The 25,331-nt window shown below is 40.3% G+C and carries 24 protein-coding genes and 1 pseudogene; 19 read left to right on the forward strand and 6 right to left on the reverse strand.

Going from position 1 to position 25,331, the window contains the following annotated elements; genetic code table 11:
• Nucleotides 1-3: 3 nt before the first annotated feature.
• The 7 genes and pseudogenes from AC4PHB_RS02540 (at nt 4) to tatA (ending at nt 4,163) form a co-directional block, all read left to right on the forward strand.
• Nucleotides 4-228 (forward strand): YdbC family protein, encoded by a 225-nt coding sequence (locus tag AC4PHB_RS02540; RefSeq protein ID WP_492137101.1) that lies wholly within the window; start codon nt 4-6, stop codon nt 226-228.
• Nucleotides 229-310: 82 nt separating this feature from the next.
• Nucleotides 311-718, forward strand: coding sequence for a gamma-glutamylcyclotransferase family protein (locus AC4PHB_RS02545; protein WP_492137102.1), 408 nt, complete (start codon nt 311-313; stop codon nt 716-718).
• Nucleotides 719-789: 71 nt separating this feature from the next.
• Nucleotides 790-1,293: a gamma carbonic anhydrase family protein gene (locus AC4PHB_RS02550; RefSeq protein ID WP_492137103.1), complete on the forward strand. Its 504-nt coding sequence runs from the start codon at nt 790-792 to the stop codon at nt 1,291-1,293.
• 70 nt (nt 1,294-1,363) lie between these two features.
• Nucleotides 1,364-3,052 carry a phospho-sugar mutase gene (locus tag AC4PHB_RS02555; protein WP_492137104.1) on the forward strand — a complete coding sequence of 563 codons (1,689 nt, stop codon included), beginning with the start codon at nt 1,364-1,366 and terminating at the stop codon, nt 3,050-3,052.
• A 275-nt stretch (nt 3,053-3,327) separates the two neighbouring features.
• Nucleotides 3,328-3,558, forward strand: coding sequence for a hypothetical protein (locus AC4PHB_RS02560; protein ID WP_492137105.1), 231 nt, complete (start codon nt 3,328-3,330; stop codon nt 3,556-3,558).
• A gap of 24 nt (nt 3,559-3,582) precedes the next feature.
• Nucleotides 3,583-3,981, forward strand: a pseudogene (locus AC4PHB_RS02565) (C-GCAxxG-C-C family (seleno)protein); the annotation flags it as partial.
• A complete protein-coding gene (gene tatA / locus AC4PHB_RS02570) occupies nt 3,981-4,163 on the forward strand; it encodes a twin-arginine translocase TatA/TatE family subunit (RefSeq protein ID WP_492137106.1) in 183 nt (60 codons plus the stop codon). The pseudogene AC4PHB_RS02565 and the gene tatA, both read left to right, overlap by 1 nt.
• A gap of 35 nt (nt 4,164-4,198) precedes the next feature.
• Here tatA and tatC read toward each other — a convergent pair whose 3' ends face one another.
• Both tatC and AC4PHB_RS02580 read right to left on the reverse strand, forming a co-directional pair.
• Nucleotides 4,199-4,924 carry a twin-arginine translocase subunit TatC gene (tatC, locus tag AC4PHB_RS02575; protein WP_492137107.1) on the reverse strand — a complete coding sequence of 242 codons (726 nt, stop codon included), beginning with the start codon at nt 4,922-4,924 and terminating at the stop codon, nt 4,199-4,201.
• Nucleotides 4,911-5,132, reverse strand: a complete 222-nt coding sequence (locus AC4PHB_RS02580; RefSeq protein ID WP_492137108.1) for a twin-arginine translocase TatA/TatE family subunit — start codon at nt 5,130-5,132, stop codon at nt 4,911-4,913. Before AC4PHB_RS02580 ends, tatC begins: the two co-directional genes overlap by 14 nt.
• A 196-nt stretch (nt 5,133-5,328) precedes the next feature.
• On the opposite strand from AC4PHB_RS02580, the gene AC4PHB_RS02585 reads away from it, so the two are divergent.
• The 4 genes from AC4PHB_RS02585 (at nt 5,329) to AC4PHB_RS02600 (ending at nt 8,702) form a co-directional block, all read left to right on the forward strand.
• On the forward strand, nt 5,329-6,696 hold the full coding sequence (locus AC4PHB_RS02585) for an MATE family efflux transporter (protein ID WP_492137109.1): 1,368 nt from the start codon (nt 5,329-5,331) through the stop codon (nt 6,694-6,696).
• A 100-nt stretch (nt 6,697-6,796) separates the two neighbouring features.
• Nucleotides 6,797-7,219, forward strand: a complete 423-nt coding sequence (locus AC4PHB_RS02590; RefSeq protein ID WP_492137110.1) for an ArsR/SmtB family transcription factor — start codon at nt 6,797-6,799, stop codon at nt 7,217-7,219.
• The gene (arsB, locus tag AC4PHB_RS02595) at nt 7,209-8,279 is read left to right on the forward strand and encodes an ACR3 family arsenite efflux transporter (protein ID WP_492137111.1); all 1,071 of its coding nucleotides are present in this window, start codon (nt 7,209-7,211) and stop codon (nt 8,277-8,279) included. The genes AC4PHB_RS02590 and arsB overlap by 11 nt, the downstream gene beginning before the upstream one ends.
• A gap of 3 nt (nt 8,280-8,282) precedes the next feature.
• A complete protein-coding gene (locus tag AC4PHB_RS02600) occupies nt 8,283-8,702 on the forward strand; it encodes an arsenate reductase ArsC (protein WP_492137112.1) in 420 nt (139 codons plus the stop codon).
• Between the two features lie 32 nt (nt 8,703-8,734).
• Here AC4PHB_RS02600 and AC4PHB_RS02605 read toward each other — a convergent pair whose 3' ends face one another.
• From AC4PHB_RS02605 to AC4PHB_RS02620, 4 genes are read right to left on the reverse strand one after another with little or no spacing between them, the layout of a single operon-like run.
• A complete protein-coding gene (locus AC4PHB_RS02605; RefSeq protein ID WP_492137113.1) occupies nt 8,735-9,775 on the reverse strand; it encodes a flavodoxin family protein in 1,041 nt (346 codons plus the stop codon).
• The gene (locus AC4PHB_RS02610; RefSeq protein ID WP_492137114.1) at nt 9,772-11,007 is read right to left on the reverse strand and encodes a Rossmann-fold NAD(P)-binding domain-containing protein; all 1,236 of its coding nucleotides are present in this window, start codon (nt 11,005-11,007) and stop codon (nt 9,772-9,774) included. The genes AC4PHB_RS02605 and AC4PHB_RS02610 overlap by 4 nt, the downstream gene beginning before the upstream one ends.
• A 5-nt stretch (nt 11,008-11,012) precedes the next feature.
• A complete protein-coding gene (locus AC4PHB_RS02615) occupies nt 11,013-15,737 on the reverse strand; it encodes a cytidyltransferase (RefSeq protein ID WP_492137115.1) in 4,725 nt (1,574 codons plus the stop codon).
• Between the two features lie 33 nt (nt 15,738-15,770).
• On the reverse strand, nt 15,771-16,031 hold the full coding sequence (locus AC4PHB_RS02620; RefSeq protein ID WP_492137116.1) for an ACT domain-containing protein: 261 nt from the start codon (nt 16,029-16,031) through the stop codon (nt 15,771-15,773).
• Nucleotides 16,032-16,157: 126 nt separating this feature from the next.
• Between AC4PHB_RS02620 and AC4PHB_RS02625 the strand changes: the two genes are divergently transcribed.
• The 8 genes from AC4PHB_RS02625 to AC4PHB_RS02660 are packed head-to-tail and all read left to right on the forward strand — an operon-like array spanning nt 16,158 to nt 25,220.
• Complete coding sequence (locus tag AC4PHB_RS02625; protein ID WP_492137117.1) at nt 16,158-17,090, forward strand: 1-phosphofructokinase family hexose kinase; 933 nt, start codon at nt 16,158-16,160, stop codon at nt 17,088-17,090.
• Between the two features lie 14 nt (nt 17,091-17,104).
• On the forward strand, nt 17,105-18,202 hold the full coding sequence (locus AC4PHB_RS02630) for a metallophosphoesterase family protein (protein ID WP_492137118.1): 1,098 nt from the start codon (nt 17,105-17,107) through the stop codon (nt 18,200-18,202).
• Entirely contained in the window at nt 18,183-20,474 is a 2,292-nt protein-coding gene (locus tag AC4PHB_RS02635) for an ATP-binding protein (protein ID WP_492137119.1), read from the forward strand. Before AC4PHB_RS02630 ends, AC4PHB_RS02635 begins: the two co-directional genes overlap by 20 nt.
• Nucleotides 20,475-20,489: 15 nt before the next feature.
• Nucleotides 20,490-21,209 carry a metallophosphoesterase gene (locus AC4PHB_RS02640; RefSeq protein WP_492137120.1) on the forward strand — a complete coding sequence of 240 codons (720 nt, stop codon included), beginning with the start codon at nt 20,490-20,492 and terminating at the stop codon, nt 21,207-21,209.
• Nucleotides 21,181-21,939, forward strand: coding sequence for a glucosamine-6-phosphate deaminase (nagB, locus tag AC4PHB_RS02645; protein WP_492137121.1), 759 nt, complete (start codon nt 21,181-21,183; stop codon nt 21,937-21,939). Before AC4PHB_RS02640 ends, nagB begins: the two co-directional genes overlap by 29 nt.
• Nucleotides 21,936-22,493, forward strand: coding sequence for a class IV adenylate cyclase (locus AC4PHB_RS02650; RefSeq protein WP_492137122.1), 558 nt, complete (start codon nt 21,936-21,938; stop codon nt 22,491-22,493). The genes nagB and AC4PHB_RS02650 overlap by 4 nt, the downstream gene beginning before the upstream one ends.
• A complete protein-coding gene (locus AC4PHB_RS02655; protein ID WP_492137123.1) occupies nt 22,483-23,871 on the forward strand; it encodes a TldD/PmbA family protein in 1,389 nt (462 codons plus the stop codon). Before AC4PHB_RS02650 ends, AC4PHB_RS02655 begins: the two co-directional genes overlap by 11 nt.
• Nucleotides 23,871-25,220 carry a TldD/PmbA family protein gene (locus AC4PHB_RS02660; RefSeq protein ID WP_492137124.1) on the forward strand — a complete coding sequence of 450 codons (1,350 nt, stop codon included), beginning with the start codon at nt 23,871-23,873 and terminating at the stop codon, nt 25,218-25,220. Before AC4PHB_RS02655 ends, AC4PHB_RS02660 begins: the two co-directional genes overlap by 1 nt.
• The last annotated feature ends 111 nt before the right edge of the window (nt 25,221-25,331 follow it).

Below are 25,331 nucleotides of genomic sequence, written 5' to 3' on the forward strand. Positions count from 1 at the left end.
AAAATGGCAGAAATCAAATTTGAGATAACCGAGAGGATTGGAGTATTGAATGAATCACCAAAAGGGTGGACCAAGGAGTTGAATCTGGTGTCCTGGAATGATTATCCTTCAAAATATGATATCAGGGAGTGGGATCCCGACCATAAAAAAATGGGCAAGGGAGTTACTTTGAACAAGGAAGAGATGAGGATACTAAAGGAGCTTATAAATAAACTAAATTTGGACTAAATGGGTTGAAAATTTGGGTCTTTGAGAATAGAAAGCATCACCTAGGGGTAATAACATAAATAGGAAACAAGGAGGTGTCGTTATGCTTTATTTCGCTTACGCCAGTAACCTGAGTAAGAAGTACATGGCTGGAAGGTGTCCACACGCTGTCCCTCTGAAGAAGGTAAGGCTTAAGGACCACAAACTGACTTTCAATGAGTTGGCAGATATTATACCATTCAAGGGTGAAGATGTTATTGGAGGTTTATACCTTATTTCTAAACAGGATCTTGAGAAGTTGGATGCACTCGAAGGTCATCCTGACCTATATGAGAGGATTATGGTTGAACTCGAGGATGAGGATGGAAACCTCTATGAGGCATATGTATACTCTATGGTTGACAAAAAGGAACAAGCACCGCCAGACAGCTACTACAGGATCCTCATTGATGGATATAAGGATTGGGATATTGACATGGAGAGGCTGGAAAAGGCAAAACGCTTTGAATAATACTTATCCCCTGGTGCATGCACCGGGGGAAATTCTATGATTAGGACAATATAAAGATTAGGAGAGATGAAATGATAAAGAGTTTGAAGGGTGTAAAACCAATTATCCATGAAAAGGCATTCGTTACTGAAACAGCAGATGTCATTGGAGACGTAGAGATAGGTGAAGGCTCAAGCATATGGTATGGAGCTGTATTACGAGGAGATATCGAGAATATAAAGATAGGAAAATTCTCAAATATTCAGGATAACGCTACGGTCCATACAGAGACTCATATCCCTACAAGAATTGGGGACTACACCGTTATAGGACATAATGCTATAATCCATGGCTGTACCATAGGAAACAACTCATTGATCGGGATGGGATCGACTATCCTGAATAGAGCCGTTATAGGAAACAATTGTATAATAGGTGCTGGAACTGTAGTCACTGAGGGGAAAGTAATTCCTGATAATTCAATGGTTATCGGGATACCTGGAAAGATAGTAAGACAGGTGACAGATGAAGAAGCTGAAGGCATAAGAAGAAACGCAATTAGATACAATGAGCTTTGGAAGAAACATATAGAATAGGCGGGAAAGCTTGTTATTTATGGGTATAAATCCTCAAAGATAACAAGTACAGAACCAAGGAGGGGTGACAATGGGATATAGAGAAAAATATCAATCCTGGCTGGATGATCCATATTTCGACGAAGCAACCAAGACTGAGCTTAGAGCAATAACTGACGAGGATGAAATTGAGGACAGATTTTATCAGGATCTGGAATTCGGTACGGCAGGGCTTAGAGGGAAAATTGGTGCAGGAACCAATAGGATGAACAGTTATACTGTTAGCCTGGCTACTCAGGGTCTTGCTCAAACTATTATAAATCATGGTGAGGAGGCTATGAAAAGGGGAGTTGCCATAGCCTATGATGTGAGGCAATACTCAGATAAATTTGCTGAAATAGCTGCAAGAGTCCTTGCTGGTAATGGAATTAAGGTCTATTTATTTGATGATATAAGACCTACTCCGATGCTGTCATATACAGTAAGAAGACTGGGAACTATGTCAGGTATCGTAGTCACAGCCAGCCATAATCCACAGGAATACAACGGTTACAAGGTGTACTGGGAAGAGGGCAGTCAGATACTGGACGACATAGCAGATGAGATACTTGATGAGATCGGTAGTATAGACCACTTCAGAGACATTAAGCTAATGGATCTCGATGAAGCGAAAGCAAAGGGCTTGATAGAGATAATTGGTGGGGCTATTGATGACGAATACAATGATAAGCTCCTTAAAATGGCTATAAATGAAGATATCAATAAGTCTGTCAGAATAGTGTACACTCCATTGAACGGGACAGGCAATATCCCTGTTAGACGAGTGTTAAAGGATAGAGGGTTCACAGAAATTACCGTAGTACCTGAACAGGAGAACCCTGACTGGACCTTTGCTACGGTTGGATATCCTAATCCAGAGGATACTAAAGCATTTAAGTATGCAAGAAATCTTGGACTGAAGGTTAAGGCGGACGTATTGCTGGCAACAGATCCTGATTGTGACAGAGTTGCGATTGGAGTAATGAATGACAAGAGTGATTACACATACCTGAATGGTAACCAAACTGGTGCTTTGCTTATTTATTATATTCTGTCTCAGAGATTTGAAAAAGGTAAACTTCCCCAAAATCCAGCTATTGTTAAGAGTATCGTAACAGGGGACTTGGGTAAAGCAATAGCCAAGAAGTACGGTGTAACTACCTTTGATACTCTTACTGGCTTCAAGCACATCTGTGCAAAAGCTAATGAGTGGGATATAACTGAGGCCTTCAGTTTTATATTTGGATACGAGGAAAGTATAGGCTATGTCTACCAGGATTTGGTAAGAGATAAGGATGCAGTTGTCTCATCCATGATGATCGCTGAAATGGCAGGCTTCTATAAAATGCAGGGGTTGAGCCTTCTAAACGTCTTGGATAAGCTATACAATGAGTTTGGTTACTACAATGAGAAGCAAATTTCTATAATTCTGGAGGGAGTCGAAGGACAGCAGAGGATCAAGAGAATGATGGATGACATCCGCCATATGCCAGTTGAATCAATCGGCGAAATGATGCTTCAGAAGACTGTAGACTACTTGAGCGACGAGACTGATGCCGGGCGTTCAAATGTTCTGAAATACTACATGGATGATGGCTCCTGGTATGCAATAAGACCTTCAGGAACAGAACCTAAAATAAAGCTCTATATCTATTCTAAGGGTAAATCAGAAAAGGATGCAAAAGAAAAGGTAGAGCTTATAGAAAAAGTGGTAAGACATAGAATGGAATCAGTAGAGTAGATATTCACTATTTCATTTCGACCGATAATGGAAGGATCTCATCATCAAGATTCGAGAAGTATTCCTGAAATGCCACACAAATGACTAAATGTGAACATATGTTATATATTGACAAATCAGCATATGTTATTGACTTCACAATATAGTTATGATAATATTTTATCAAATAGAAGAACTGATAAGGATTTCTAATCACTCGACAGCAGTATCAGCCTTCTATTTTTTTGCAGGTTAATGAGAAAAAATTAACAAAATACATATCAAGGAGGCTTACGATGTCAGAGAACAAACAAATCACCCGAAAAGATTTCATTAAGGGTGTAGGAATGACAGTAGCAGGAGTAGCAGTAACAGGGGGTCTAAGTGGACTTTTGGCAGGATGTGCAGCGCCAGCAGCATCTGTAGATACTGCACAAGCTGTATCATGGCCGCTACCCTATAAGAAGCTAGACCCTTCAGTTGTTGAAGCTAGAGCATTTACAGGCTACAAAGAGAAAGGTGGCTGAGGTGTTGGTGTCGCCGAAGGGTTCTTCGGTACATTAGCTGATGAAGTAGGTTATCCATTCAATCAAATACCACCTGAGGCTTTCACTTCTGCAGCAGGTGGATACGGGCAGGCAAGTCTTTGTGGATGTCTTGGAGTTGCGGCAGTATGTATTGGATCAGTTTGTGATGTAGATACATCTAAAAAAGTATTTGGAGATCTTAGCAAGTGGTATAAAACCGCTGAATTTCCAATGTATCAACCAGAAAATCTAAATCTGCCTACTACTATTGCCGAAAGCACTCTTTGTGAAGAGTCTGTCGGAAACTTTATGGAGGTATCAAAGGTTGAGTATGGCGATCCATTGAGAAAGAGCAGATGTGCAGGAGTAACTGCCGATGTTGCAAAAAAGATGGTGGAAATGCTTAATGAGGTATTAGCGTAATGGGTTTTGGTAGAATAGGAGCACCAGAATTAATACTTATTCTTGCAATAGCTCTTGTAATTTTTGGACCCTCTAAGCTCCCTGAGATAGGAAGATCTTTAGGAAAGGCATTGGGCGAGTTCAAGGGGCATGCTAATAAAGTAGTTGGAGAAGTTGAATCTGATACTCTAACTGACAAATAGTAAAAAATCTCTCCTGGATTTTCAGGAGAGATTTTTTATGCCTTACCTTTATTTAAAAGAACTGATAATAATATACCAATTTCGGTGAGTACTATCATCGGCAGTGCCATTAAAAGTTGTGATATAACATCAGGGGGCGTAATAATTGCAGCAACAATAAATATTGCAAGGATTATGTATTTACGGTTTTTTTTGATAAATTCGATTTTAACGATACCGAATTTAGTAAGCAGTATCATTACAATTGGCAATTCAAAAATTATACCAAAAGCAATTACTGTATTGACTATAAAACCCAGGTAGTTGTTAAAACTTATCATAGGTTGCACAACATCTAGTTGAAATCCCATGAAAAATATTAGCATAGTTGGTATTACAATAAAATAAGAAAACAAAACGCCTAAAGCAAAAAACATTCCCCCCAACCCTATTGCTGAGGCAATTAAGCGCTTTTCCTTATTAGTTAACCCTGGGCTAACAAACATCCAAATCTGAGTGATAAGAAAAGGAGAAGACAGCAAAAATCCTCCTATTATAGCAATTCTCACATTTACCATTAGTAGCTCAGATGGAGATATGAATACAAATTCAATATCCTTACCAACTTCGATCATGTCTCTAATTATTGTCTCTGCAAAGGTAAAAGATAAGCTAGCGGATAAAATAAAAAAAATAGCTGAAATGATTATTCTTTTTCGTAGCTCTTCTAAATGGCCTGTTAATGTTAGCTTCTTTTCTTTTTGTGGATTATTTGTTACCATTCTCAGAATCTTCCTTTTTATCACTATCCCCTGATGCACCAGACTTGAACTCATTTAATGCTTTTCCTAGCGATTTGCCAATTTCAGGCAGCTTTGAAGGTCCAAATATTACTAAAGCAATTGCCAAAATTAAAATAAGTTCAGGGAAACCAATTCTTCCAAAACCCATAATAAAACCTCCAATCATCGATATTTTATTGTCAATCACAGAATAGATTCTATCATTTATAAGTATGAATATCAACGTTATATTGTGAATAAAATATTTATAATATGTCATATTTAATTAACTGATTAACAACAAGTCTAACCTTAAGGTCTCTATGCTATGCATTGATTATTGATAGTTTCCCGCAGGGGTGGTATACTCTTTAGAGTGTCTAAATATATATGAAGGTGAAAGTATGGAAATTACTTACGATAAGAAAAAAATCCGGGGTGACATAACCAGGATCGCAAATCCAGTTTTTGTTGAACTGCTACTTGGTACACTTTTTGGAATGGTTGATATGATGATGCTTGGGAGATCAGGATCAACTGAGATAACAACTGCATCGATTGCAGCAGTTGGAATTACCAATCAGTTGATCTTCGTAGGGTTATCTCTGGTACAGGCCTTGAATGTAGGGGCTACAGCAATGGTGGCTAGGTACATTGGCTCTGGTAGAACAGACAAGATTGAATCTGTTGTGAAACACATTATTATTATGACTCAGATTTTTTTAGTACTGCCGATTATTTACCTTGGCTTGGTGAAAAGCTTGTGGGTAATGGAGATACTTGGAGCGGGAAGCGACACAATTTCTTTAGGTATGGGTTATTTCAGGATCGTCACCCTTGGTTTTATATTCCAGGGCTTCAACTTTTCTATTTTTGCAGCTTTGAGAGGAGCAGGAGATACAAAAGCTCCCATGAGTATAAATATTAAGGTCAATTTGCTGAATGTCTTCGGTAATGCTATCTTGATATTTGGACTTTTAGGATTTCCTGCGCTTGGAGTCACTGGAGCGGGAATTTCTACAGCAGTTTCTCAGGCTGTCGCAAGTGTGCTTTTGATTAAATATCTGGTGAAAAGCAAGGGTTATATAAAACTGAACTTAAAAAATAAATTTAGGATCGATAACGACATAATATATAATCTTGTGAAAATAGGGGTGCCGGCTTCACTGGAGCAGATTGCATTCAGGGCGGGCATACTTATTTTTACTAGAATGGTAGCAACCCTTGGGACAATTGCGTATGCGACTCACCAAATATGCATAAATATAATGAATCTATCATTCACTCCAGGCCAAGCATTTGGAACAGCAGCCTCAACATTGACTGGAAGGAGCCTGGGAGCTCAGGATCCTGATTTGGCTGAGCAGTACATAAAGGAAAGCAGAGGTATAGGCTCATTGATATCTGCTCTCATGGGTCTTATGTTTTTCTTCCTGGGGCCTTACGTTGCGATGCTTTATACTGACAGCCCAGAGGTTATAAGAGAAGCCTCACAAGTGTTGAAGCTTATGGCTTTTATTATGCCATTCCAGGGCTCACAGCTGATAGTGGCAGGAGGATTAAGAGGAGCTGGAGATACCGTCTGGACACTAATAGCAACCTTTGCAGGAATAATTGGAGTGCGTATTGCTCTAGCCTGGTTGTTTGTAGTAGTATTAGGCTATGGTCTTCTTGGAGCTTGGCTTTCAGTACTCATAGACCAATTTGTAAGGTGGGTATTTATTTCACTCAGGTTCGGGACGAGTAAATGGAAGTATATTTCAATCAGGTAATATTCCGCCAGCTCTTTGGCGGAATATTATTTTGACATTTTATCTATTGGATGATAATATATGAGTATAATCGAATATAATCATATATAGAGGTGGTAAAATGGAAGATATATTCAAAGCATTAGGAGATGAAAACAGACTTAGAATACTGAACCTGTTAACAGACTATGAGCTTTGTGTTTGTGAAATTGAAGTTCTACTTGATTTAAATCAATCTAATGTCTCTAGACATCTGGGTAAGTTGAAGTCTTCAGATATAATTTCATCCTATAAGGATGGTCAGTGGATGCATTACAGACTGAGAAGCGAGTTTAAGGATAGTAGTACAGATTTACTTAGATATTTACGAGAACAGGTTTTTAGTAAGGAATCATATGTAAATGAACTAAAAAAATGCAAAATATACATCGATAGTCCTCTTAGTTGTCAGGATATAACCAGCGATAAAGAAAGAGTTTTAAAATTCTTAAAAAGAGAGCTTGAAAAGCAAATACTATCAGAGGTGGCTGAAAATGAAAAATAATAAACTACAGGGGATTAGCTTTTTCGAGAAATACCTTACGATCTGGGTTGCAATTTGCATGGTCGTTGGCGTGGCCATCGGGGTTTATATACCTCAGATACCAAAGTTTTTAAGCCAATTTGAGTACTATAAGGTTTCAGTTCCGGTAGCGATATTAATTTGGCTTATGATTTACCCGATGATGCTTAAGGTGGACTTCAAGAGCGTCAAAAAGGTAGGGGAAAATCCCAAGGGATTAATCATTACATGGGTGACAAACTGGCTGATCAAACCTTTTACTATGTTTGCCATAGCTTATGTATTTTTTAATGTATTTTATAGAGGCATTATAGATAGTGAAACAGCCAGGCAGTACTTGGCAGGAGCAGTTCTTCTTGGAGCTGCACCATGTACCGCGATGGTATTCGTCTGGAGCCACCTTACAAAAGGTAATCCCGCATATACCCTAGTGCAGGTTGCTACTAATGACCTGATAATACTTGTGGCATTTGTGCCTATAGTTGCCCTTCTTTTGGGAGTAAGCAATATATTCGTACCATGGAATACTCTATTTCTTTCAGTGGTTCTATTTGTGGTGATTCCTTTGGCAGCTGGTGTAATATCAAGAAATGTTATATCAAAGAATAAGGGACTTGAGTATTTTGAAAAGGTATATATACCAAAGTTCAGCAATGTAACAATAATAGGACTTCTCCTGACGCTGATTATTATTTTCTCGTTTCAAGGTCAAATTATAATCAATAACCCTTATAATATTCTCTTGATTGCAGTGCCTTTGATAATCCAGACCTTTCTGATATTCTTCATAGCATATTTGTGGGCTAAAGCATGGAAGTTGCCTCATAATGTGGCTGCACCGGCAGGAATGATTGGAGCATCTAATTTCTTTGAGCTCGCAGTTGCTGTAGCAATATCTGTATTTGGACTGACATCGGGTGCTACTGTTACAACGGTGGTCGGGGTATTAGTTGAAGTTCCTGTAATGTTGGTTTTAGTTAAAATTGCAAACAGAACTAGGCATTGGTTTGGTAAAGGAACAACAAGTGTAAAGGAGGCCTAGATCATGAGAATACCAAGAGTAGCATTCATTTGTGTTCATAATTCATGCAGAAGCCAAATGGCTGAGGCATTAGGGAAGCATTTTGCTGGAGGGGTTTTTGAAAGCTATTCAGCAGGAACCGAGACTAAGCCACAAATAAACCAAGATGCAGTGAGGATAATAAAGGAGAAGTACTCCATTGATATGGAAGAGACCCAGCATTCAAAGCTTTTAGATGAGTTGCCTGAGATAGATATTGTCGTAAAGATGGGCTGCAATGTCATATGCCCATTCCTTCCGAGCCAATATGAGGAAGATTGGGGGCTTGATGATCCTTCTGGTAAACCAGATGTTGAATTTTACAAGGTTATAGATATTATTGAGAAAAATATCTTAGATTTATCCAATAGGATAAGTAAAGGGGAAATAGAACTTCAGTTATAAATAAAACCGCCGGATATCATACCGGCGGTTTTCTATATATTTTTCATTATATGCTCTGCAAATTTTCTTGCTTTGTCCTCGATATCCTCTATTTTGAGAATGGAGCCAGGGTCATTTGCGGTTGCCTGCAGAGAGAATGCTGGCGGAAGTTCAAATGTCTTATTCATGTTCAAGCTGCTTATAAGCTGCTTTGCTAGCGCATCTCCCCCGGAATAACCGGATACGATAACTGAGAAAAGCTTTTTATCATAGAACTTTGTTTTGCGGAAAAGTGCAGTAAGTCTGTTTATCGTTGCAACAATATTTGCGGTTAGCATATCGTTGTAGTTTGGGCAAAGCATTATCAAAGTTGAAGAATTGCTTATTGCCGGATATACCTCTTCAACGACGATGCCTCCGTAAAAACACTTTGATTGCCTGCCAAAGTATTTGCATGTTTTGTAGCTGCAGCCTCGGCAGTCAGTTATATTTCCGTTTCCAAGATATACCTCAGTTATATCAACGCTATGGAGGTTTTTCCTTACCAGGTCCCATAACTGTAAAGTATTTGATGTACCCTTATTGGACGAGTGAAGCACAGCGATGCTCTTATTTCTGAAGTACTCCTGAGTTGATATGAGTCTCCTTCCAAGCTCCTCGCATTTTAGCAGACAGATTTCCTCAAGAGTCATCTTGTAGATTTTCTCCATTGGCTGGAAATTATCCAGATTTTCATTGGCTTCAATCGTTGGTCTTCCAGGGAACAAGCAACCAAGCTGGTTTGCCAGGTAGATTATGTCCTGTGAAGCTGTTTTTGTGAAGGAGTTATAATTGCTGTGAACAAGGAGACTCCCTCTTGAGCCTGAGAGCGATGATTTGCCTCTCAACCAGAGCTTTTCGAGAATCAGATTCATCTCAGGATTTACACCAATTGGATTAAGCTCAACTGCAAACAGGATATCGTTTTCAGTCATGTCAGGAAGCTCCTGAGAGCTCCTGATTACTCTGTAAGGATTATCATCTACTGCCCTCTTGATCATTTCTTTAAGCAACCTACCAGGCTCAGAGGGTACTATTACAGTTAGTTGTCTCATATTATGCTCCTTAATCCGTTGTAGGTTTCCTCAAGCCTCTTTTTCAGCAAGGGGTCAAGATTGTACTGGGGCACCTCGAGCCCTGAGTCTGTCAATCTTATCTTTGAGCCCATATAGATATGCCCCATAAGTGAAGAGCCGTAAAAATAATCGCCCTGTATTGCCGCTATTATTGAGAGACTCCCCGAAGAAAGACTCGGTGCAACATATGGCTTATAGCCCAGTGCTCTTATTTCAAGGTTTGCATTTACTGTTCGTTCGGTGAGATATATTGACTTTTCATTATTATAATTGATCATACTGTCAGCAACGACAAGACCGCTGCCATGAGGTCCGAAGACCTGACCCTCCACAAGATATTGACTTAGAGACTCATCTCTTTCAGCATAGAAGGAAGCCCTTGCATTCATTACGCCCAAACCGAAACCGATGATCTTATTCGGAGCTATCCCATTGAAATCCATCGCTCCATTGTCATCCTTGTTACTCTCAATAAATGCTGCCTTACACAAGGGATCGACAGGATCGCTTACTGCTGCAAAGTAGCCCTTAAAATTCATTTTTCTTGCCATTCTTGCATATTTATGGATAATCTCTCTGTTGCCTTCAAATTGAGCCATTCTGACATCTGATACATTGGAGCCCACTGGCGGTATACCCTTTGATGCACAAAATACAAACATGTCACAGTCAAATAGGTTCTCCTCAGGTATGCTTATTACTTTTGGTAAACGGCCTTCATCAAATGGTTTTCTGATTTGGCCCAGCTCATATTCCCACCTTTTTTGCTTTTCAGAGCTTCTGTCGTATAACCCTATTACCGAAATATCCTTACCTAGAAGCCGCAGACCAATTGCGAGAGTACTTCCCACATCTCCCAATGCAAGGATATTTACTCTCCATTTTCTCGGGAGTGGAGTGAGCTCATCTTTCCAGCTGGGATAGTTTGGGTTGATTACCTTAATATCGCCTGTTGCTACTTTCTTTTTGATCCAATCCGGATGATCCAGGCTGTCTCCTTTATATTCAAGGAGCTCCAAGTCTTCAGTACTGCTGTCCAGTTGTCTTGTTGACATCGCTTTGAAGCCCCTCCTTGATAGTAGAGGCATATTACTTTTAAGATAGTATATGATTCCCTCATGGTTACTTACAGTGGCTTCATCAGAAGTCTCAATATCATCAAGCAAATGCTTTGAGAATAAGAAGCTTTCATCAATTTTATAATAATACATTTCAATCACCTCACATGTCCTCTAAGAGTGTGCTCGAGCCTTTTCAGATAGTCAAGATCCATCTCGATAGATGCGGAGGGCTTCATGTGGCGTTTCTCACCAATACTCCTCTCAAGATCAGGATATCTTGGGATATGGATGACCTCACCCAGAGAGGCTATAGTCAAGTTCTTTTCATTTATCTCCTGATATAATTTTTCTATCGCCTTGAAAATATCCATAGTATTCCTCAGTGAAACCTCTGACATCTTGTAAATGCTGTCCTGACTTCTTACCTTAATAAACCTTGGCGAGACATAGGGAAGGATGAAGTTGATACTTGGTATCAGATTGTTATCAAGGTAGTCACTCCTGACCATATCTCCTCCAAGAAATGGATATTGACCGCTTTCGTTGAACCATAGCTTGAGATTAGGAACGAAGTACGCAGAATCGATATTTAGGTTTCTGATTTCAGCAATTTCTTTTCCCTTGCCAGACAGTATACCTACCAGAAGCTTAGAAATCTCAATGTTCTCTTTTCTCAATAAAGGTTCAACAATTTTTATTCTGTAGCCCTTGTGGAGCAGGTCATCCAGAAGGATCACAGGTCTGTTGAAGGATTTTATGGTTTTACATTGCTCTTCCAATGTCAGATAATTTGGGAAGTGGCCAACTGTAAAGCTTTGGATGTCCGGTTCAAAGATCCTTTCAGTATGAAGGGTCTTCGTAACTGTATTCGGTATGATCGAGTTGTTCAGTATGATTCCAAATGGAACACACATCTTCCCCCCAAGCTGTCTTTTCCCTGAATCAAGTATGGGCACCTCATTCTCGTCGCAGACCTTCTGGATAAGCTTTGAGTAGACCATATCCCTGTTAAAGGAAATCAACAACTCCCCTGGATATAGGTCTGCCAACACCTTTTTCAGCTTCTTTCTGGACTCATATATAACCCTCTGTATTCTAGGATCCTCATCATAAGGGGCCTTGAGAGTGTTTTCAAGATCAAGGTTCAAGCTGATAGGATTGTTCATATCCACCATAAGGATAGGGGATCCACGGTGGGTATAGGGAGTTTTTACAAAGCCCTGAAGGATTAGGAATTCCTCAGCCTTCACATTTCCCCCCTTGACCATAGTGTTGCTGTATAATGCATAGTTATAATCTCTGTTTAATGCGATAGACAAAGTCTCATTTAGGATCATGTCCATTAGATTATCGTCATCATCCTTGGCGAACATGCAGGAAATGAAAGCAGTTCGACCCTTTGCATTATTTCTGATGAACTCAGTAGTTTCCTGATCCTTGAATTCATCGAACAGCATGCTGTGGCGGACCCAGTAAAAGGCTGAAAAGCCAAGGGGTGAATTTGTCTCAGTATCCATAAGAAGAATTATCCGGTAGCTTAGTTTTTCCCTGATTCCAACAAGACCTTCAGTGTCGAGGCTGTCTCCAAAATGCTCTGTAAGATAATCAAGCAGCTCACTGCTTAAGTTTCTATGAACGTCGATATCGATGGTCTTAGTTTCAAGGAGTGTCTTGTATAGGGGCTCTCGAAGATACAAACCAAAATTGTAAATATAATCAGCCGCCATCGGATCAATGAGTTTTGAAATATCCCTATTCTTATCGATATTTTCCCTTATTTTTGTCGAACTGATGTCTTCATACTGTGTTGGAAGCGTAAGCTTAACTACATTGCCCTTAATTCTTGAAATCGCAGATTCAAGTCTCTCGGACTCATTTATGTGGTTCTGATCTGTCTTTCTGTCGAATATTACATGAGAAAACTTCAGTATTTCTCTGTCACCTCTATATGCAGAGGCATTTACCAGGACGTCAGAACCAACGGCAAGGTAGACTTCTCTCTTGCCAAAAATTGATTTCAGCTTTTTCATATCCTGATCATTTCCGATATTTATAGGTATTTCTCTTGGGAATAGATATATCCCATCCTCCTTAGCAATACTCATATTGATGATATTTCTCCTGAACTGATGGGCTTCTGTTCGCTTAGACCATGAAAACTCGTCAACTGCAAGGTAAATCTCAAAGCCTTGATTACGGATCTCTTTTGCAATCTCTCGATGGCTTAGGCTGAAGGGATCAAAGGAGCCAGGGAAAAAAACTACATCCTCCTCAGACTCTATATCCATGTCACCCAATTCAAATTCATACTCCGAAATGAACCTGTATATATGGTTTAAGGACGCGGCATTGTTATAAAATACAAATGCATTCTCCCGGGCGTCCTCGATCAAGGTCAACAGTTTTTTGCCTACTCTCCTGAATACGACAAATTTATCCTCAAGAGATAGCTTTTCGGAATTGAAGACTGTAGATGCAATGACCCTTAAGGCTTCTGTCTTTATCTCAAGCTTGTAGGATGATATTGGGACGAGAAGTAAGCCCAGCAGTCTGTATAGCCTCGTAATATTTCTGCTGAAATCCTCAGGGAACAGATCCTTATAAATCGGGTAGTTAACGATAGCTGTACCAATAGTATTCAGCAGCAGAATAACTGTCTGTGGCCTCGAGACCCTTATTTTATCTTCGAGGTCGTCAATGATCTCGTCAAGTTCCTTTGGAGGAAGGAACAGGAACAAGTGCCCCAGATACTCAGGGATAAACTTAGTGAACTGATAGCTGTCCATCTCTAGAGCTCTTAAAAGCTCGATGGCGACATCGTTCCTTTGCTCAAGTGATAGAAGCGGTATTATGTTCAGTAATGTATAACCACTGTAGTTTCTAACCCTTTCAACTGCACTTACCTTTAAAAGATTGCAAAGGTGTATAGCTGTGTGGATACCAGTCGTCTGCGGATTTTTCCTGACCTGATCGTAAAGGATGTCTATATTGATTTTTTTATTTGTCCAGCCTGTAGCGGTCTTTAGATTTTCCAGGAACAATTCAGATATATTTGCCTGATCAGAGTAGTAGTTTGCCCTAAATACAGCGATCGCTCCATCATCCATCCTAAGCTTTATAGAGAGGATGTATCTAAGATAATTCTCCGCTGGGATCATTGATTTTTGCATCATTTTGGATAGGTGATCCCTAAGCGGGGCAAAAAGCTTATCATCATAAAGCTTTGATATAATTTCAAATGTTCTATCCAAAGCGCTAAGGCGTATATTTGTGTTCGCAGAGGATATCTTTTTTAAGATATATTTATACAGATGAGACCTTCTGTCATCATCTAAGCTGCTTAATGGCAGATAATTTATTGTCTGCACAAGATAAAACTGTGCAATTGGTGTGAGACTGTCACATCCCTGATAAAATGAATTCAGCTTGTCGAAGTATATGGGATATTTGTCCTTGTGACAGAATTCAAAAATAGATTTAACTATGAGTTTTAGATTATAAAGCCATTCATTTTGAGAATCGACAAGCTTATAGCTGGGATAAAGAAGATCGGTAAGAAGTTTCTCAAGAAGCATCTCACTGGTTTCATCCGGACGATTCATTACCACTGAATCTGGAAGCTCCTTTCTGTATTCCTCGTCATAATTTGACAAAATCCTGCCTATAAGCTCAGAGGCCTCCTTACGGACGTCCTCTTCTTTATGTAGCATCAGGTCACTAAGGAAGTGCAGGACAAGTATCTTTTGTTTTTGTGTCAGGTATGTTGAATATTCCTTAAGGATCTCTATATATAGCCTTAACCTTCGCCAATTAGCTTGGCTCCTGGCTTCCTCCAGTATTTCCAGGAATCTGTCCTGATTTACAAGATTAGCCATCAGATAAACATTATTTTCAATAGCCTTGTATTTTACTGAACGTACAATATCTTCACCCTTTAATAGACTCCAATATACCTGTCCACGGGGTCTGATGCTGCCACTAAGCGTAGTGTCTACACCAAGCTCCTTGATATACTCTTCGAAGTCCTTAAGCTTGTTGTATACTTTTCTATACCTTTTCTCCTTAGCTTCGTCTACATTGTCAAGCTTGTCAAGTATGACCTGGAAGGATTCCTCCAGAGTGAAGGTATACATCTCAAGTCCTCCATCCACAGATCTGTTCTTTACTCTGAAGTCAGCGTATATAAGAACAAGTGATTCCAACGGCAGAGTTTCAAGCTCAAGATCCCAGGTGGAGTGGTTCGTTGCAATGTGACCTATCCGGTCTAGTCCGAGATTTTTAAACCATTGCTCTGTATAAAAGTAGTGCAGATAAGGTACCCTCGGCTGTTCATGCTGGGTAACTCCATATTTTCCTATATCATGACCAAGACTGGACCCCAGCACGATACCCAGGTCTATTGGGAGTCCAAGGCTTTTCAGCTGGAGTGCAACATGCATGGCCACATCCTTGACACCGAGTACGTGCTCAATTGTGTTATGGCCTGTTGCTGCCATGTCAAGCTGCATCATCTCAAATATGAAGCGATTGTTATATTCTGACTTAAATGTATCAAACTCATAGGTAACATCTGTGAGCGGATAGTCAAAATGTGAAGTACCATTCAACTCCCTCAATCCTGATAGTACAGCTTCATAGAGCTCAATATGATCCGGCTCAATCCGAGAGGTTTTTTTATGGGGATACGATTTTGAAGCTGCATAGTCAAATAAAGTTCTGACCCACTCTTCAGTGTCCATAACTTTATAACCATCAAGGAATTCCTTAAGGGCTGAAATATAATCTATTGCTATCTTGCCTAAACCTATTTCAGGACTTCCAATTGTTTCTAGTGTTCCAATCCCGTTGATGAATTTAATCAGCTTCTCCCTAATATTCATAGAATGCCTCCCAAGGTCCGGAATTTATTTCCCCTAATATTTATCAGGCTCGAATATCCAATACCAGTTTATTTCGTCAAGTCCTGTTATCTCAGCTAAGGTTTCCTCACTTAAAACGCCATCTACCTCACATACCATAGTTGCTGAATCGCCGGTTCTTTCAACTCTCATATTGGCAATATTTACATCGTGGGCAGCCAGAATGTAGCTCACTTTGCTAATGATCCCTTTTTGATCGGCATATTTAAGTACAAATGCAGATAATTGGCCTGAAAGGCCATACTCCTCATACATACAGATCCCTCCTTAAGTCACCTTCATTATATAATTATAAGGAGGCGTTTTCAATGCTGAAATGGCAATGCTGATTGCCATTGAGTCGGTATGAAGGGTATAATAAGCTAATGGGAGGTGTGTAGTGTGATATTATCTGTGGATTTGAATCCCGTTTTGAGGAAAAGAATTAAAGTTCCCTTCAGAAAAGACCATCCAGGAGCTTTGACCCCTGAGAGAATAGATGTATTCCCAGGAGGTGAAGGAATAGAGCTTGCACTGATGCTGAGAATAATGAATGAGGAGGCATTGGTTTGCGGGATCTCCGGAGGTCACACAGGAATGAGCGTCAAAGATTTCCTTTCTGAATCTGGAATTGAACACGATTTAGTTGAGATAAAGGAGTCTACAGGTGAGCAGCTATTCATACACTATAGCGATGGCCAGACTTTGATTTCTGAAATCAAGCCGAGATTATCAAAGGATGAGGCAGCTGCCTATATGAGACATTATAAAGAAAAGCTGAATACATGTGAAATCACATGCATTACAGGGTCTGTACCTAATAATCTGCCTGAAGGGATGCTGGAGGATATGCTCATAATGTCCAAGCAGTTTGGAAGAAGATCCTTAGCAGCTTTGAAGGGCAGAGATGCTGCTCAGGCAGTGAAGGGTTCTCCGTTTCTCATGGCACTTGATCTGGAGAGCCTTGAGAATATAACACACCTTAAACTTGAATATGACTCTGAGATAATAAAGGCTTGCAGATATTTACTTGATAAGGACATTGAATATGTTTTTGTGGATCTCAGAGAGAAGGGAGCTCTGGTACTTTCTGAGGATAAGGGATACAGAATAGAAATCCCCTCAATTGGAAGAGAGCATTGCAATTCCAACTATGGCTATTTGCTTGCAGGGATTTCATTAGGTATGATTAGAAGCTATGACGAGGAGACGATTTTCAAACTTGGTGCAGCAACAAGTCTTATCCACTGCTTCCGAAGATCTGGAGAGGTTGATATGTCAGATATAAAGGGACTTATGAATAAGCTGGAGGTCAGGACGTTCAGAAATATATGAAGACGGGGGAGCACATGGTTAGATTTATTCATACTGGCGATATTCACCTTGGGTTGAGATTTACCAATACATCCTTTGGTCCGGAAAAAGGTAGAAGGAGAAGAGAAGAGTTGTGGAGTGCATTCCAAAGGCTAGTTTTATATGCTGTTGAGGAAAACATTGAGTTATTTCTCATTTCCGGTGATTTATTTGAGGAGGACAATTTTACACAAAGAGATATGGTAAGACTTTCCGATATCCTAAGCTCAGCTGAAGGCGTAAGATTTTTTATTATTGCAGGAAACCATGATATGTTGTCTTCAGACTCTATGCTATCCAACTGGAGATTCAGCAAGAATGTCACAGTTTTCAAGGGAACTGATGTAGAGACAATACAATTAGATGATATCAAAGTTGCAGTGCATGGCGTAAGCTGGATCAAATCTAAGGATACATTTGATATTATCAATAATATCAGGAGAGTCGATGATTATCATAATATTCTCATGCTCCACGGTGATGTTATAAGTACAAGCAAGTACATGGTGCTTGAGAAGAAAAATCTTGAGTCTTTGAAAATGGATTATATTGCACTTGGACATATACATAAGCCTATGTTCATAGCTGATAATATTGCCTATTGCGGTTCACTTGAGGGTTTGGACTTTGGTGAGCCAGGAAGGAGAGGCTTCATCCGCGGTGAGCTGGGGAGTACAAATAGCTTCACTTTTTCTCCATTTAGTACAAGGAATTTTAATATACATCAGGTACTATTAAGCGGTGATATGACCTTTAATGAGATATACGAGTCAGCAAAAGACGTATTTATTGGCGCAGGGAAGGACGACTTTCATCGCATCCTGCTGACAGGATATTCGCCAAAGCATTTTAATGCTGATGCGTTGATTGAACAGCTTGAAAAAGATTGTTACCATATAGAGATCCAGGATAAATCAAGTCCTGATTTAAACCTTGAGGAGCTTCAGGAAATAAACGAAGGAAATATAATCGGTGCATTCATAAGCTCCTTCACCGATGAGGATGTTGCAACCATTGTAGGAAGAAGGGCTCTATACATAGGCCTTGAAGCTCTCTTGGAAGGAGGAGCTCCTGATGCTGATAAAAGAGATTGACATAATAGCCTTCGGGAAGCTCAGGAATAAAAAGATTAGCCTTAAGGATGGATTGAACGTTATCTATGGGAAGAATGAAAGCGGCAAGACTACCATCCATAGCTTCATTGGAGGTATGCTTTATGGATTCTTGAAACCAGGGGTCAAGTCGACCATATATAATCCCGATCATTCAAAATACACTCCATGGTTCGGCGAAGCGTACGGCGGCCGATTGACTCTCATAAAGGATGGAGTGGGGTATATAATTGAACGGAGCTTTGTAAAGGGCAGAGAGGAGACCCGGATAATCGATGAAGCAACTGGTGAGGATGTAACCTCACAAATGAAGCTTGGACCCTCTGGAAGAATAGCTCAACCAGGCTATCAGTTTATTGGAGTTAGCAGCAGCATATTCAATAATACGATTTATGTTGGACAAAGGGCAATCGATACAAATTCAAGGCTTGCTGAAGAGATGAGGGACAGAATGATCAACGCAGCTGAATCAGGGGATGATACCATTTCAGTGGATAAAGCATTAAAGTTCTTGGATAAAAAATCAGCTGAAATTGGGACCAACAGGAATTCAAGGTCATGGTACGGTCAGCTTTCCAGAAAAATCAATGAAATTGATGATCGACTTAATGAGCTGAACGAGATCAAGAACCGATATGATTCAGCATCCATCCAGAGGCAGGGGCTTTCAACTAAGCTGGATATTAAAGCTGATAGATACAATTACTTGAAATTGATGTCGTACCATATTAGAGATAATAAGATAAGGGACATAAAGGAAAAAATCAATTTAATTTCTGGGGAGATAAAGGAGCTGGAGCTTAAATGCTTAGATATAGAGCCATATAGTGTTCTCAGGGATGAGGATCTTGAGGAATGTCATCGCCTGGATTCTGATATTAGGATATCAAAGGACAGAATATCAGGGCTTGACGAACAATGGGGAGCTTTTCAGGATCAGTTAACTAGACTGCTTGATAATAAAGTACGAACAGCGGAGATTGAACAGATCATCGAGGATGGATACAGAGCTGGCAGTCTTGAATCGGCTGCAGAGTATTCTACAAAGGAAGCAATAGAAAAAGAAATCAAGGACCTTGAGGCAAAAAAACGGGTAACAACTATACTCAGCGCAGCAGCAGGAAGTATTTACATCATTGGATGTGGAGTGCTGCTCATGACCCGAAATTTTTCTTCACTGCTATTTATCCAACCAATGATTATTGCTAGCCTGATTTTTTATTATTCCACTCACAAATCAGCGAAAGCTATTGCACGACATAACGAGAAGCTACGACAAGTTGCTGAGCTTAAGAGTGCATCCATAGAACTAAATGGACTAAGAAGGCTCGAATTGGAACAATCGATGCTGGCAATCCAGGAAAGACGAAAACAGCAACTTTCAGAATTATTGATCCTGGAGAGGCAGCTTTCAGACATATTGTCGAGAAATGGCATGGCAGACACCTCGGAGTTTAAGAATGGCATAAGGTACAAGGTGCTATACAGCAAAATGAAGGATGAAATTTCCAACAAATTGTTACAGCTTAAAGCTCTTGAGAGAGAAATAGAAATACTTCCAAAAGAATGGGATGAAATATCCGATCCTTACAATGAAGTTCTTTCTTTGGTCTACGATGAGGAAAGTATGCTGAAGGAGATATCTCAGCTTGATGAGGAGCTTAAAATCCTACATATGGATATCAAGGAGCTTGATGGGAGAATAAACGCTTATGAGGAGAGCTTGGGTGATAAGATTGAGCTGGAGGAAGAAAGAGATCTTTGCAGAGGAAAGCTTGCTGAGCTGGAAATAGAGAAAAAAGCCATTGATCTTGCATCCTCCAGAATAAAAGTCTTGTCTGCTGAATTGCACAGGGATTTTGCCCCCATTCTTAACAAAGAAGTCAGTAAAGCTATAAGAGTATTGACTGCAGGGGCTTATAATAATGCAAAAATTGACCAAATGCTTAGTGCAAGGGTTTTAGATGATTCAACTGGAAGGCTTCTTAACCTGGAAGATCTGAGTGGAGGAACTGCTGATCAACTCTATCTGGCTTTAAGGCTAGGGGTCCTTAAGGGCATGATCCCCCATAATGTCCCATTATTCCTGGATGAATGCTTTCAGCAGTACGACTCTGTAAGACTTGAGACTTCATTATCTCTGATTATTGAGGAAGCCAGAGAGAGACAGATACTTCTCTTCACAAGTCATGAAAGAGAAATGTATTTGCTTGATAAGCTTGGAAAAAGTTATAATCTAATTGAACTTATTTAACTTAGAGGTGCTGAGATGATATTTGCTATTGGAGATCTCCACTTGGATCATTCAGGGCGAAAGCCTATGGATATATTTGGTGATAGGTGGATAGGCCATGAGAAAAAAATTGTAGAGAACTGGAAAGAACAGGTCAGAGAGGGCGATCTTGTGCTTATACCTGGAGATGTATCATGGGGACTTAGGCTTGAGGATGCTGTTCCTGACTTGAGACTTATAGATTCATTGCCTGGGAAGAAACTCATTATCAAGGGGAACCACGACTATTGGTGGGAGAGTATGTCAAAGCTTGAAGGGCTTGGTTTAGAATCCATTCGATTCATGAGGAATTCTGCAGAAAAACACTATAATGTAGGAATCGCAGGTACCCGCGGCTGGATGTCCAGAGACTCGGAAGGATTCAGTGAGGGTGATGAGAAGATTTACAAGAGGGAGTTGGCAAGATTGGAGGCTTCGATTTCGGCGATCGACGAATCTTGCACCACTAAGATTGTAATGCTTCATTATCCACCATTTGACAATAAGCTAAGGCCAAATGAATTTGTTGATATCATGAGAAAATTCGATGTAGATATATGTATTTACGGGCATCTTCATGCAGAAGGACATAAGTATTCAGTCGAAGGAGATCTGGAAGGGTTGATGCTTCACCTTGTATCCAGTGATTATCTTGGGTTTAAACTTAAACCAATTACGGAGGTAGGAAATGAAAATAATTCTAACGGACAATTATAATGAGTTGAGCAAAAAAGCAGCAGATATCATCGAGGAAATGGTTTCTGTTAAAGGTCATGCGGTTTTAGGTCTTGCCACAGGATCGACCCCTGTCGGAACCTACAAAGAGCTGATAAAAAGACATAAAGAGCATAACCTGGATTTCACTCAAGTCATCACCTTCAATCTGGACGAATACATTGGACTTAGTGCATCAAACCATGATAGCTACAATTATTTCATGAATGACAATCTGTTCGACCATATTAATATCGATAAGGATAACACTCATGTTCCAGATGGAATGACAAATGACCCTAAGACATATGGCAGACTTTACGACCGAATGATAGAAAATGCCGGAGGAATCGACCTTCAGATCCTTGGTATAGGCTCGAACGGACATATTGCATTTAACGAACCTGCAGAGGAGCTAAATCTTGGGACGGATCTTGTAAAGCTAAGTAAAAAGACCATCGAGGATAACTCCAGATTTTTCGAGTCAAAAGAAAGGGTACCCACAGAGGCTGTATCTATGGGAATGGGAAGTATTATGAAAGCCAGGAAAATATTACTATTAGCAAGTGGTGAGGGTAAGGCTGAAGCCATCGGCCAAATACTGAATTCAGGTAAAGTGACAACTTGGCTTCCAGCTTCGCTCTTATTACTACATCCTGATGTTACATTGATATGCGACCAGGAAGCTTTCTCCATTGTCGATAGAAGAATAATGGCTGGTGTTATTATATGAACAATGAGTTGGAAGTTAAGATCCTTAACATCGATCCTGAAGCAATGGAGCAAAAAATCATTGACATGGGAGGGAAGCTTATGGCTAGGGAAAGGCAGACAAATACCCTAATAGATTCTGAATCAAGGCCTATAAAGTCCTTCCTAGATGCATATCTAAGAATAAGACATACTCAGGAGCTAATTTCAGGAAATGAGTTTTCAGAGCTTACGCTTAAAAAAAATCTTCGTAATGATTTTCTAAGGGAAAATGTAGAGCTGAACGTAGCCATAGACGATGAAAAGACCATGCTTAACATTTTGAGAGAGCTAGGATTCGATAAAGTGACTGTTGGATTCAAGGATAGAAAGTCTTATTCCCTTAAAGGAGTAAGGCTTGATATAGACGTCTGGGATAAGGAAACCTACCCCAATCCCTATATGGAGATAGAGGTTGGCGACGAGAAGCAGCTTTCAGAAATCCTGGAGGCTCTTCGAATTGAGCCTGAGAATGTCTCAAGGCTGTCGATAGTGGAGCTGCAGAATAGGTTAAAGGAGGAACAGGATGCTAAGTGAAAGGTCAGTCAGCAATACTATAAATGCTGCTATGATGAAAGGTGCTGAATTTGTTGAAATTTTTGCCGAGGATAAGCTTACAGGGAATATCAAGACTATAGCAGGACTTGTCGAGGACAGTCTGTCAGGGAGAGACTACGGTGTAGGGATCAGAATAATAAATGGTCTCAAGAGTATTTATGCTTATTCCAATGATCTCTCAGAGGATAACCTTGTAAAGCTTGCTTCAAAGGCAGCACAGTCCATAAAGGAGGGCTCATCCAGGGAGCTGGTGTTCAACAGGAAGGAAGCCCTCAAATATAACATAGTTGAAAAGTTGCTTTCAAGCACTCCAAGAGCGGAGAAGCTGGAGCTCCTGAAAAGAGCTTATTCTTCGGCTAAAGGCTACAGTAACCTTATAACTCAGGTAACGACAAGCTATATGGAGGAGGAGCAGGACATTTTTATTGCCAATTCTGAAGGTTTGTGGATCAGCGATAAAAGAGTTCGAACTCGTTTTGCAGTTGCATCAGTCGCGTCTCTGAATGGGGAAATGCAGCAGGGCTATAATGCACCAGGAGCATCAATGGGCTTCGAGTTCTATTCAAATAATCCCGTCGAAAAGATAGCTGAAGAGGCCTCGAGGATTGCTGTAGAAATGATACATGGAGAATATTCTCCCAGTGGGATGATGCCGGTAGTCATAGACAACGGATTTGGTGGGGTTCTTTTCCACGAAGCCTGTGGACATGCGCTTGAAGCTTCCTTTGTATCTAAGGGTGTGTCCGCTTTTGGTGGTAAGCTTGGTGAAATGGTGGCATCACCATTGGTAACAGCTATAGATGACGGTACTATAGCAAACGGTTGGGGTACTACCGGGATCGACGACGAAGGAACACCTACCAGACGAAATATCCTTATTGAAAATGGAGTTCTTAAATCCTACCTGGTAGATAAGCTGAATGGCAAGAGAATGGGTATGGAATCTACTGGCTCTGCAAGAAGACAGTCTTATAGATTCTCTCCAACCTCAAGGATGAATAATACCTTTATTGCAAATGGGAATATGGATCCTATGGATATAATCTCAACTACAGAATATGGATTGTATGCTAAAAGTCTTGGAGGCGGAAGTGTAGATCCAGCTACAGGTGATTTCAACTTTGCTGTAATGGAGGGCTACCTTATAAAAAACGGAAGGCTCACAAAGCCTTTAAGAGGTGCAACTCTGGTAGGTAACGGAGTCAAGGTCCTTGAGCTTATTGATGCTGTAGGAAACAATCTGGCATTGGGCCAAGGGATGTGCGGTGCAGAAAGTGGTTCAATACCAGCAAACGTAGGGCAGCCTATGATAAGGGTTAGCAGCTTGACTGTAGGCGGAAGGAATGGTGATGTATAGTGGACTTTAATACCTTTACAAATAAAGTATTTCAAAAATCCGAGAATATCTTTGAAGAATCAGAGGTCTTCAAGGTCGAAAACGAAAACCTTAAGATAGGAATATTTAAGGGAGAACTTGATAAATTTGGATTCTCGAATACGTCAGGAGTTTCTCTTAGAGGGATACTAAATGGCTCGCCAGGTTATTCCTATACAGAAGCCATTGACGACAAGTCGATTGATATACTTCTTGAAGGAGCTCTTTCCAGTGCAGAATCTGTTGAGACGGACACAAGGCTGACGCTTCCAGAAGCAGGGGGGATATATAGCCCTATGCCTGAATTGGATAGGAAGCTTAACTCGATGACAACAGAAGATAAGATAAAAACTATGCTTCAGCTTGAAGAAAAGACACTCTCACGGGACAGTAGAATACAATCGGTCCAGGAATGTATGTACCAGGAATTTAAGTCCCGGAAAGTGCTAAGGAATAGCAAGGGGCTTGATCTGGAGCATGCTGATGAAGGTGGCTTCGCATATGTGTCGGTAGTTTCAAGAAATGATACTGACACCAAGACTGGATCCAGCTATAGACTCTTCAGAGACCCTCAGAAAATAGATATCGAAAAAATGTCTGAGGAAGCAGCGGAGGAAGCCCTTTCAATGCTTGGAGCATCACCAGTTGCAAGCGGGTTTTATACAGCAGTTATAAGGTATAATGTTTTTGCAGAGCTGCTTGAAGCCTTTTCTCCAATATTTTCAGCCGATAATATTCAGAAGGGATTATCAGGCCTTAAGGGCAAGCTGGAAATGGAAATTGCCTCGTCAGGAGTAACACTAATCGACGATCCTTTTCATAAAGAGGGTTTCTCTGGCTCCGGTTTTGATGATGAGGGCACTCCTACTTCAAGGAAGTTGATTGTGGATAGAGGAGTTTTAAAATCTTATCTTCACAATATCCGAACTGCCGAAATGGATATGGCTGCATCAACAGGGAACGGGTTTAGAGTATCATATAAGTCGGCAATTGGAGTAAGTCCAACAAACTTTTACATGGAACAAGGCGAGTTTGAACTGGAAGAACTGATGGAGAGAGCTGAGGGGGGAATCCTGATCACTATGGTTGCAGGTATCCACTCAGGTCTGGACACAGTATCAGGAGATTTTTCAGTACAAGCTCAAGGATATTTGATAAAAAAGGGGAAGAAAGAGGACCCTGTTAATGGAATAACGATTTCCGGGAGTTTTTATGATCTGCTGTCAAACGTTGAAGCCATAGGCTCTGACCTTAGATTTATACTTCCTGGAAATGGACATTTTGGATCTCCAAGTGTATTAGTAGATAAGATCTCGATATCGGGCATATGATAATCATCCGGCCAGACCGGATGAATTTTTTTATGACAAATCCTGCAGAATAGACATTCAATTTCCTACAAGAAAGCTTGGAATTGGCTCAATACAGGGCTTGGATTTAAT

Source organism: Gudongella sp. QWL-04 (assembly GCF_058683975.1).

What these genes read in the sequence shown, in the direction of transcription:
- AC4PHB_RS02540 (WP_492137101.1), top strand. Translation starts at nt 4, where the DNA reads ATGGCAGAAATCAAATTTGAGATAACCGAGAGGATTGGAGTATTGAAT.
- AC4PHB_RS02545 (WP_492137102.1), top strand. Translation starts at nt 311, where the DNA reads ATGCTTTATTTCGCTTACGCCAGTAACCTGAGTAAGAAGTACATGGCT.
- AC4PHB_RS02550 (WP_492137103.1), top strand. Translation starts at nt 790, where the DNA reads ATGATAAAGAGTTTGAAGGGTGTAAAACCAATTATCCATGAAAAGGCA.
- AC4PHB_RS02555 (WP_492137104.1), top strand. Translation starts at nt 1,364, where the DNA reads ATGGGATATAGAGAAAAATATCAATCCTGGCTGGATGATCCATATTTC.
- AC4PHB_RS02560 (WP_492137105.1), top strand. Translation starts at nt 3,328, where the DNA reads ATGTCAGAGAACAAACAAATCACCCGAAAAGATTTCATTAAGGGTGTA.
- tatA (WP_492137106.1), top strand. Translation starts at nt 3,981, where the DNA reads ATGGGTTTTGGTAGAATAGGAGCACCAGAATTAATACTTATTCTTGCA.
- tatC (WP_492137107.1), bottom strand. Translation starts at nt 4,924, where the DNA reads ATGGTAACAAATAATCCACAAAAAGAAAAGAAGCTAACATTAACAGGC.
- AC4PHB_RS02585 (WP_492137109.1), top strand. Translation starts at nt 5,329, where the DNA reads ATGGAAATTACTTACGATAAGAAAAAAATCCGGGGTGACATAACCAGG.
- AC4PHB_RS02590 (WP_492137110.1), top strand. Translation starts at nt 6,797, where the DNA reads ATGGAAGATATATTCAAAGCATTAGGAGATGAAAACAGACTTAGAATA.
- arsB (WP_492137111.1), top strand. Translation starts at nt 7,209, where the DNA reads ATGAAAAATAATAAACTACAGGGGATTAGCTTTTTCGAGAAATACCTT.
- AC4PHB_RS02600 (WP_492137112.1), top strand. Translation starts at nt 8,283, where the DNA reads ATGAGAATACCAAGAGTAGCATTCATTTGTGTTCATAATTCATGCAGA.
- AC4PHB_RS02605 (WP_492137113.1), bottom strand. Translation starts at nt 9,775, where the DNA reads ATGAGACAACTAACTGTAATAGTACCCTCTGAGCCTGGTAGGTTGCTT.
- AC4PHB_RS02610 (WP_492137114.1), bottom strand. Translation starts at nt 11,007, where the DNA reads ATGTATTATTATAAAATTGATGAAAGCTTCTTATTCTCAAAGCATTTG.
- AC4PHB_RS02615 (WP_492137115.1), bottom strand. Translation starts at nt 15,737, where the DNA reads ATGAATATTAGGGAGAAGCTGATTAAATTCATCAACGGGATTGGAACA.
- AC4PHB_RS02620 (WP_492137116.1), bottom strand. Translation starts at nt 16,031, where the DNA reads ATGTATGAGGAGTATGGCCTTTCAGGCCAATTATCTGCATTTGTACTT.
- AC4PHB_RS02630 (WP_492137118.1), top strand. Translation starts at nt 17,105, where the DNA reads ATGGTTAGATTTATTCATACTGGCGATATTCACCTTGGGTTGAGATTT.
- AC4PHB_RS02635 (WP_492137119.1), top strand. Translation starts at nt 18,183, where the DNA reads ATGCTGATAAAAGAGATTGACATAATAGCCTTCGGGAAGCTCAGGAAT.
- AC4PHB_RS02640 (WP_492137120.1), top strand. Translation starts at nt 20,490, where the DNA reads ATGATATTTGCTATTGGAGATCTCCACTTGGATCATTCAGGGCGAAAG.
- nagB (WP_492137121.1), top strand. Translation starts at nt 21,181, where the DNA reads ATGAAAATAATTCTAACGGACAATTATAATGAGTTGAGCAAAAAAGCA.
- AC4PHB_RS02650 (WP_492137122.1), top strand. Translation starts at nt 21,936, where the DNA reads ATGAACAATGAGTTGGAAGTTAAGATCCTTAACATCGATCCTGAAGCA.
- AC4PHB_RS02655 (WP_492137123.1), top strand. Translation starts at nt 22,483, where the DNA reads ATGCTAAGTGAAAGGTCAGTCAGCAATACTATAAATGCTGCTATGATG.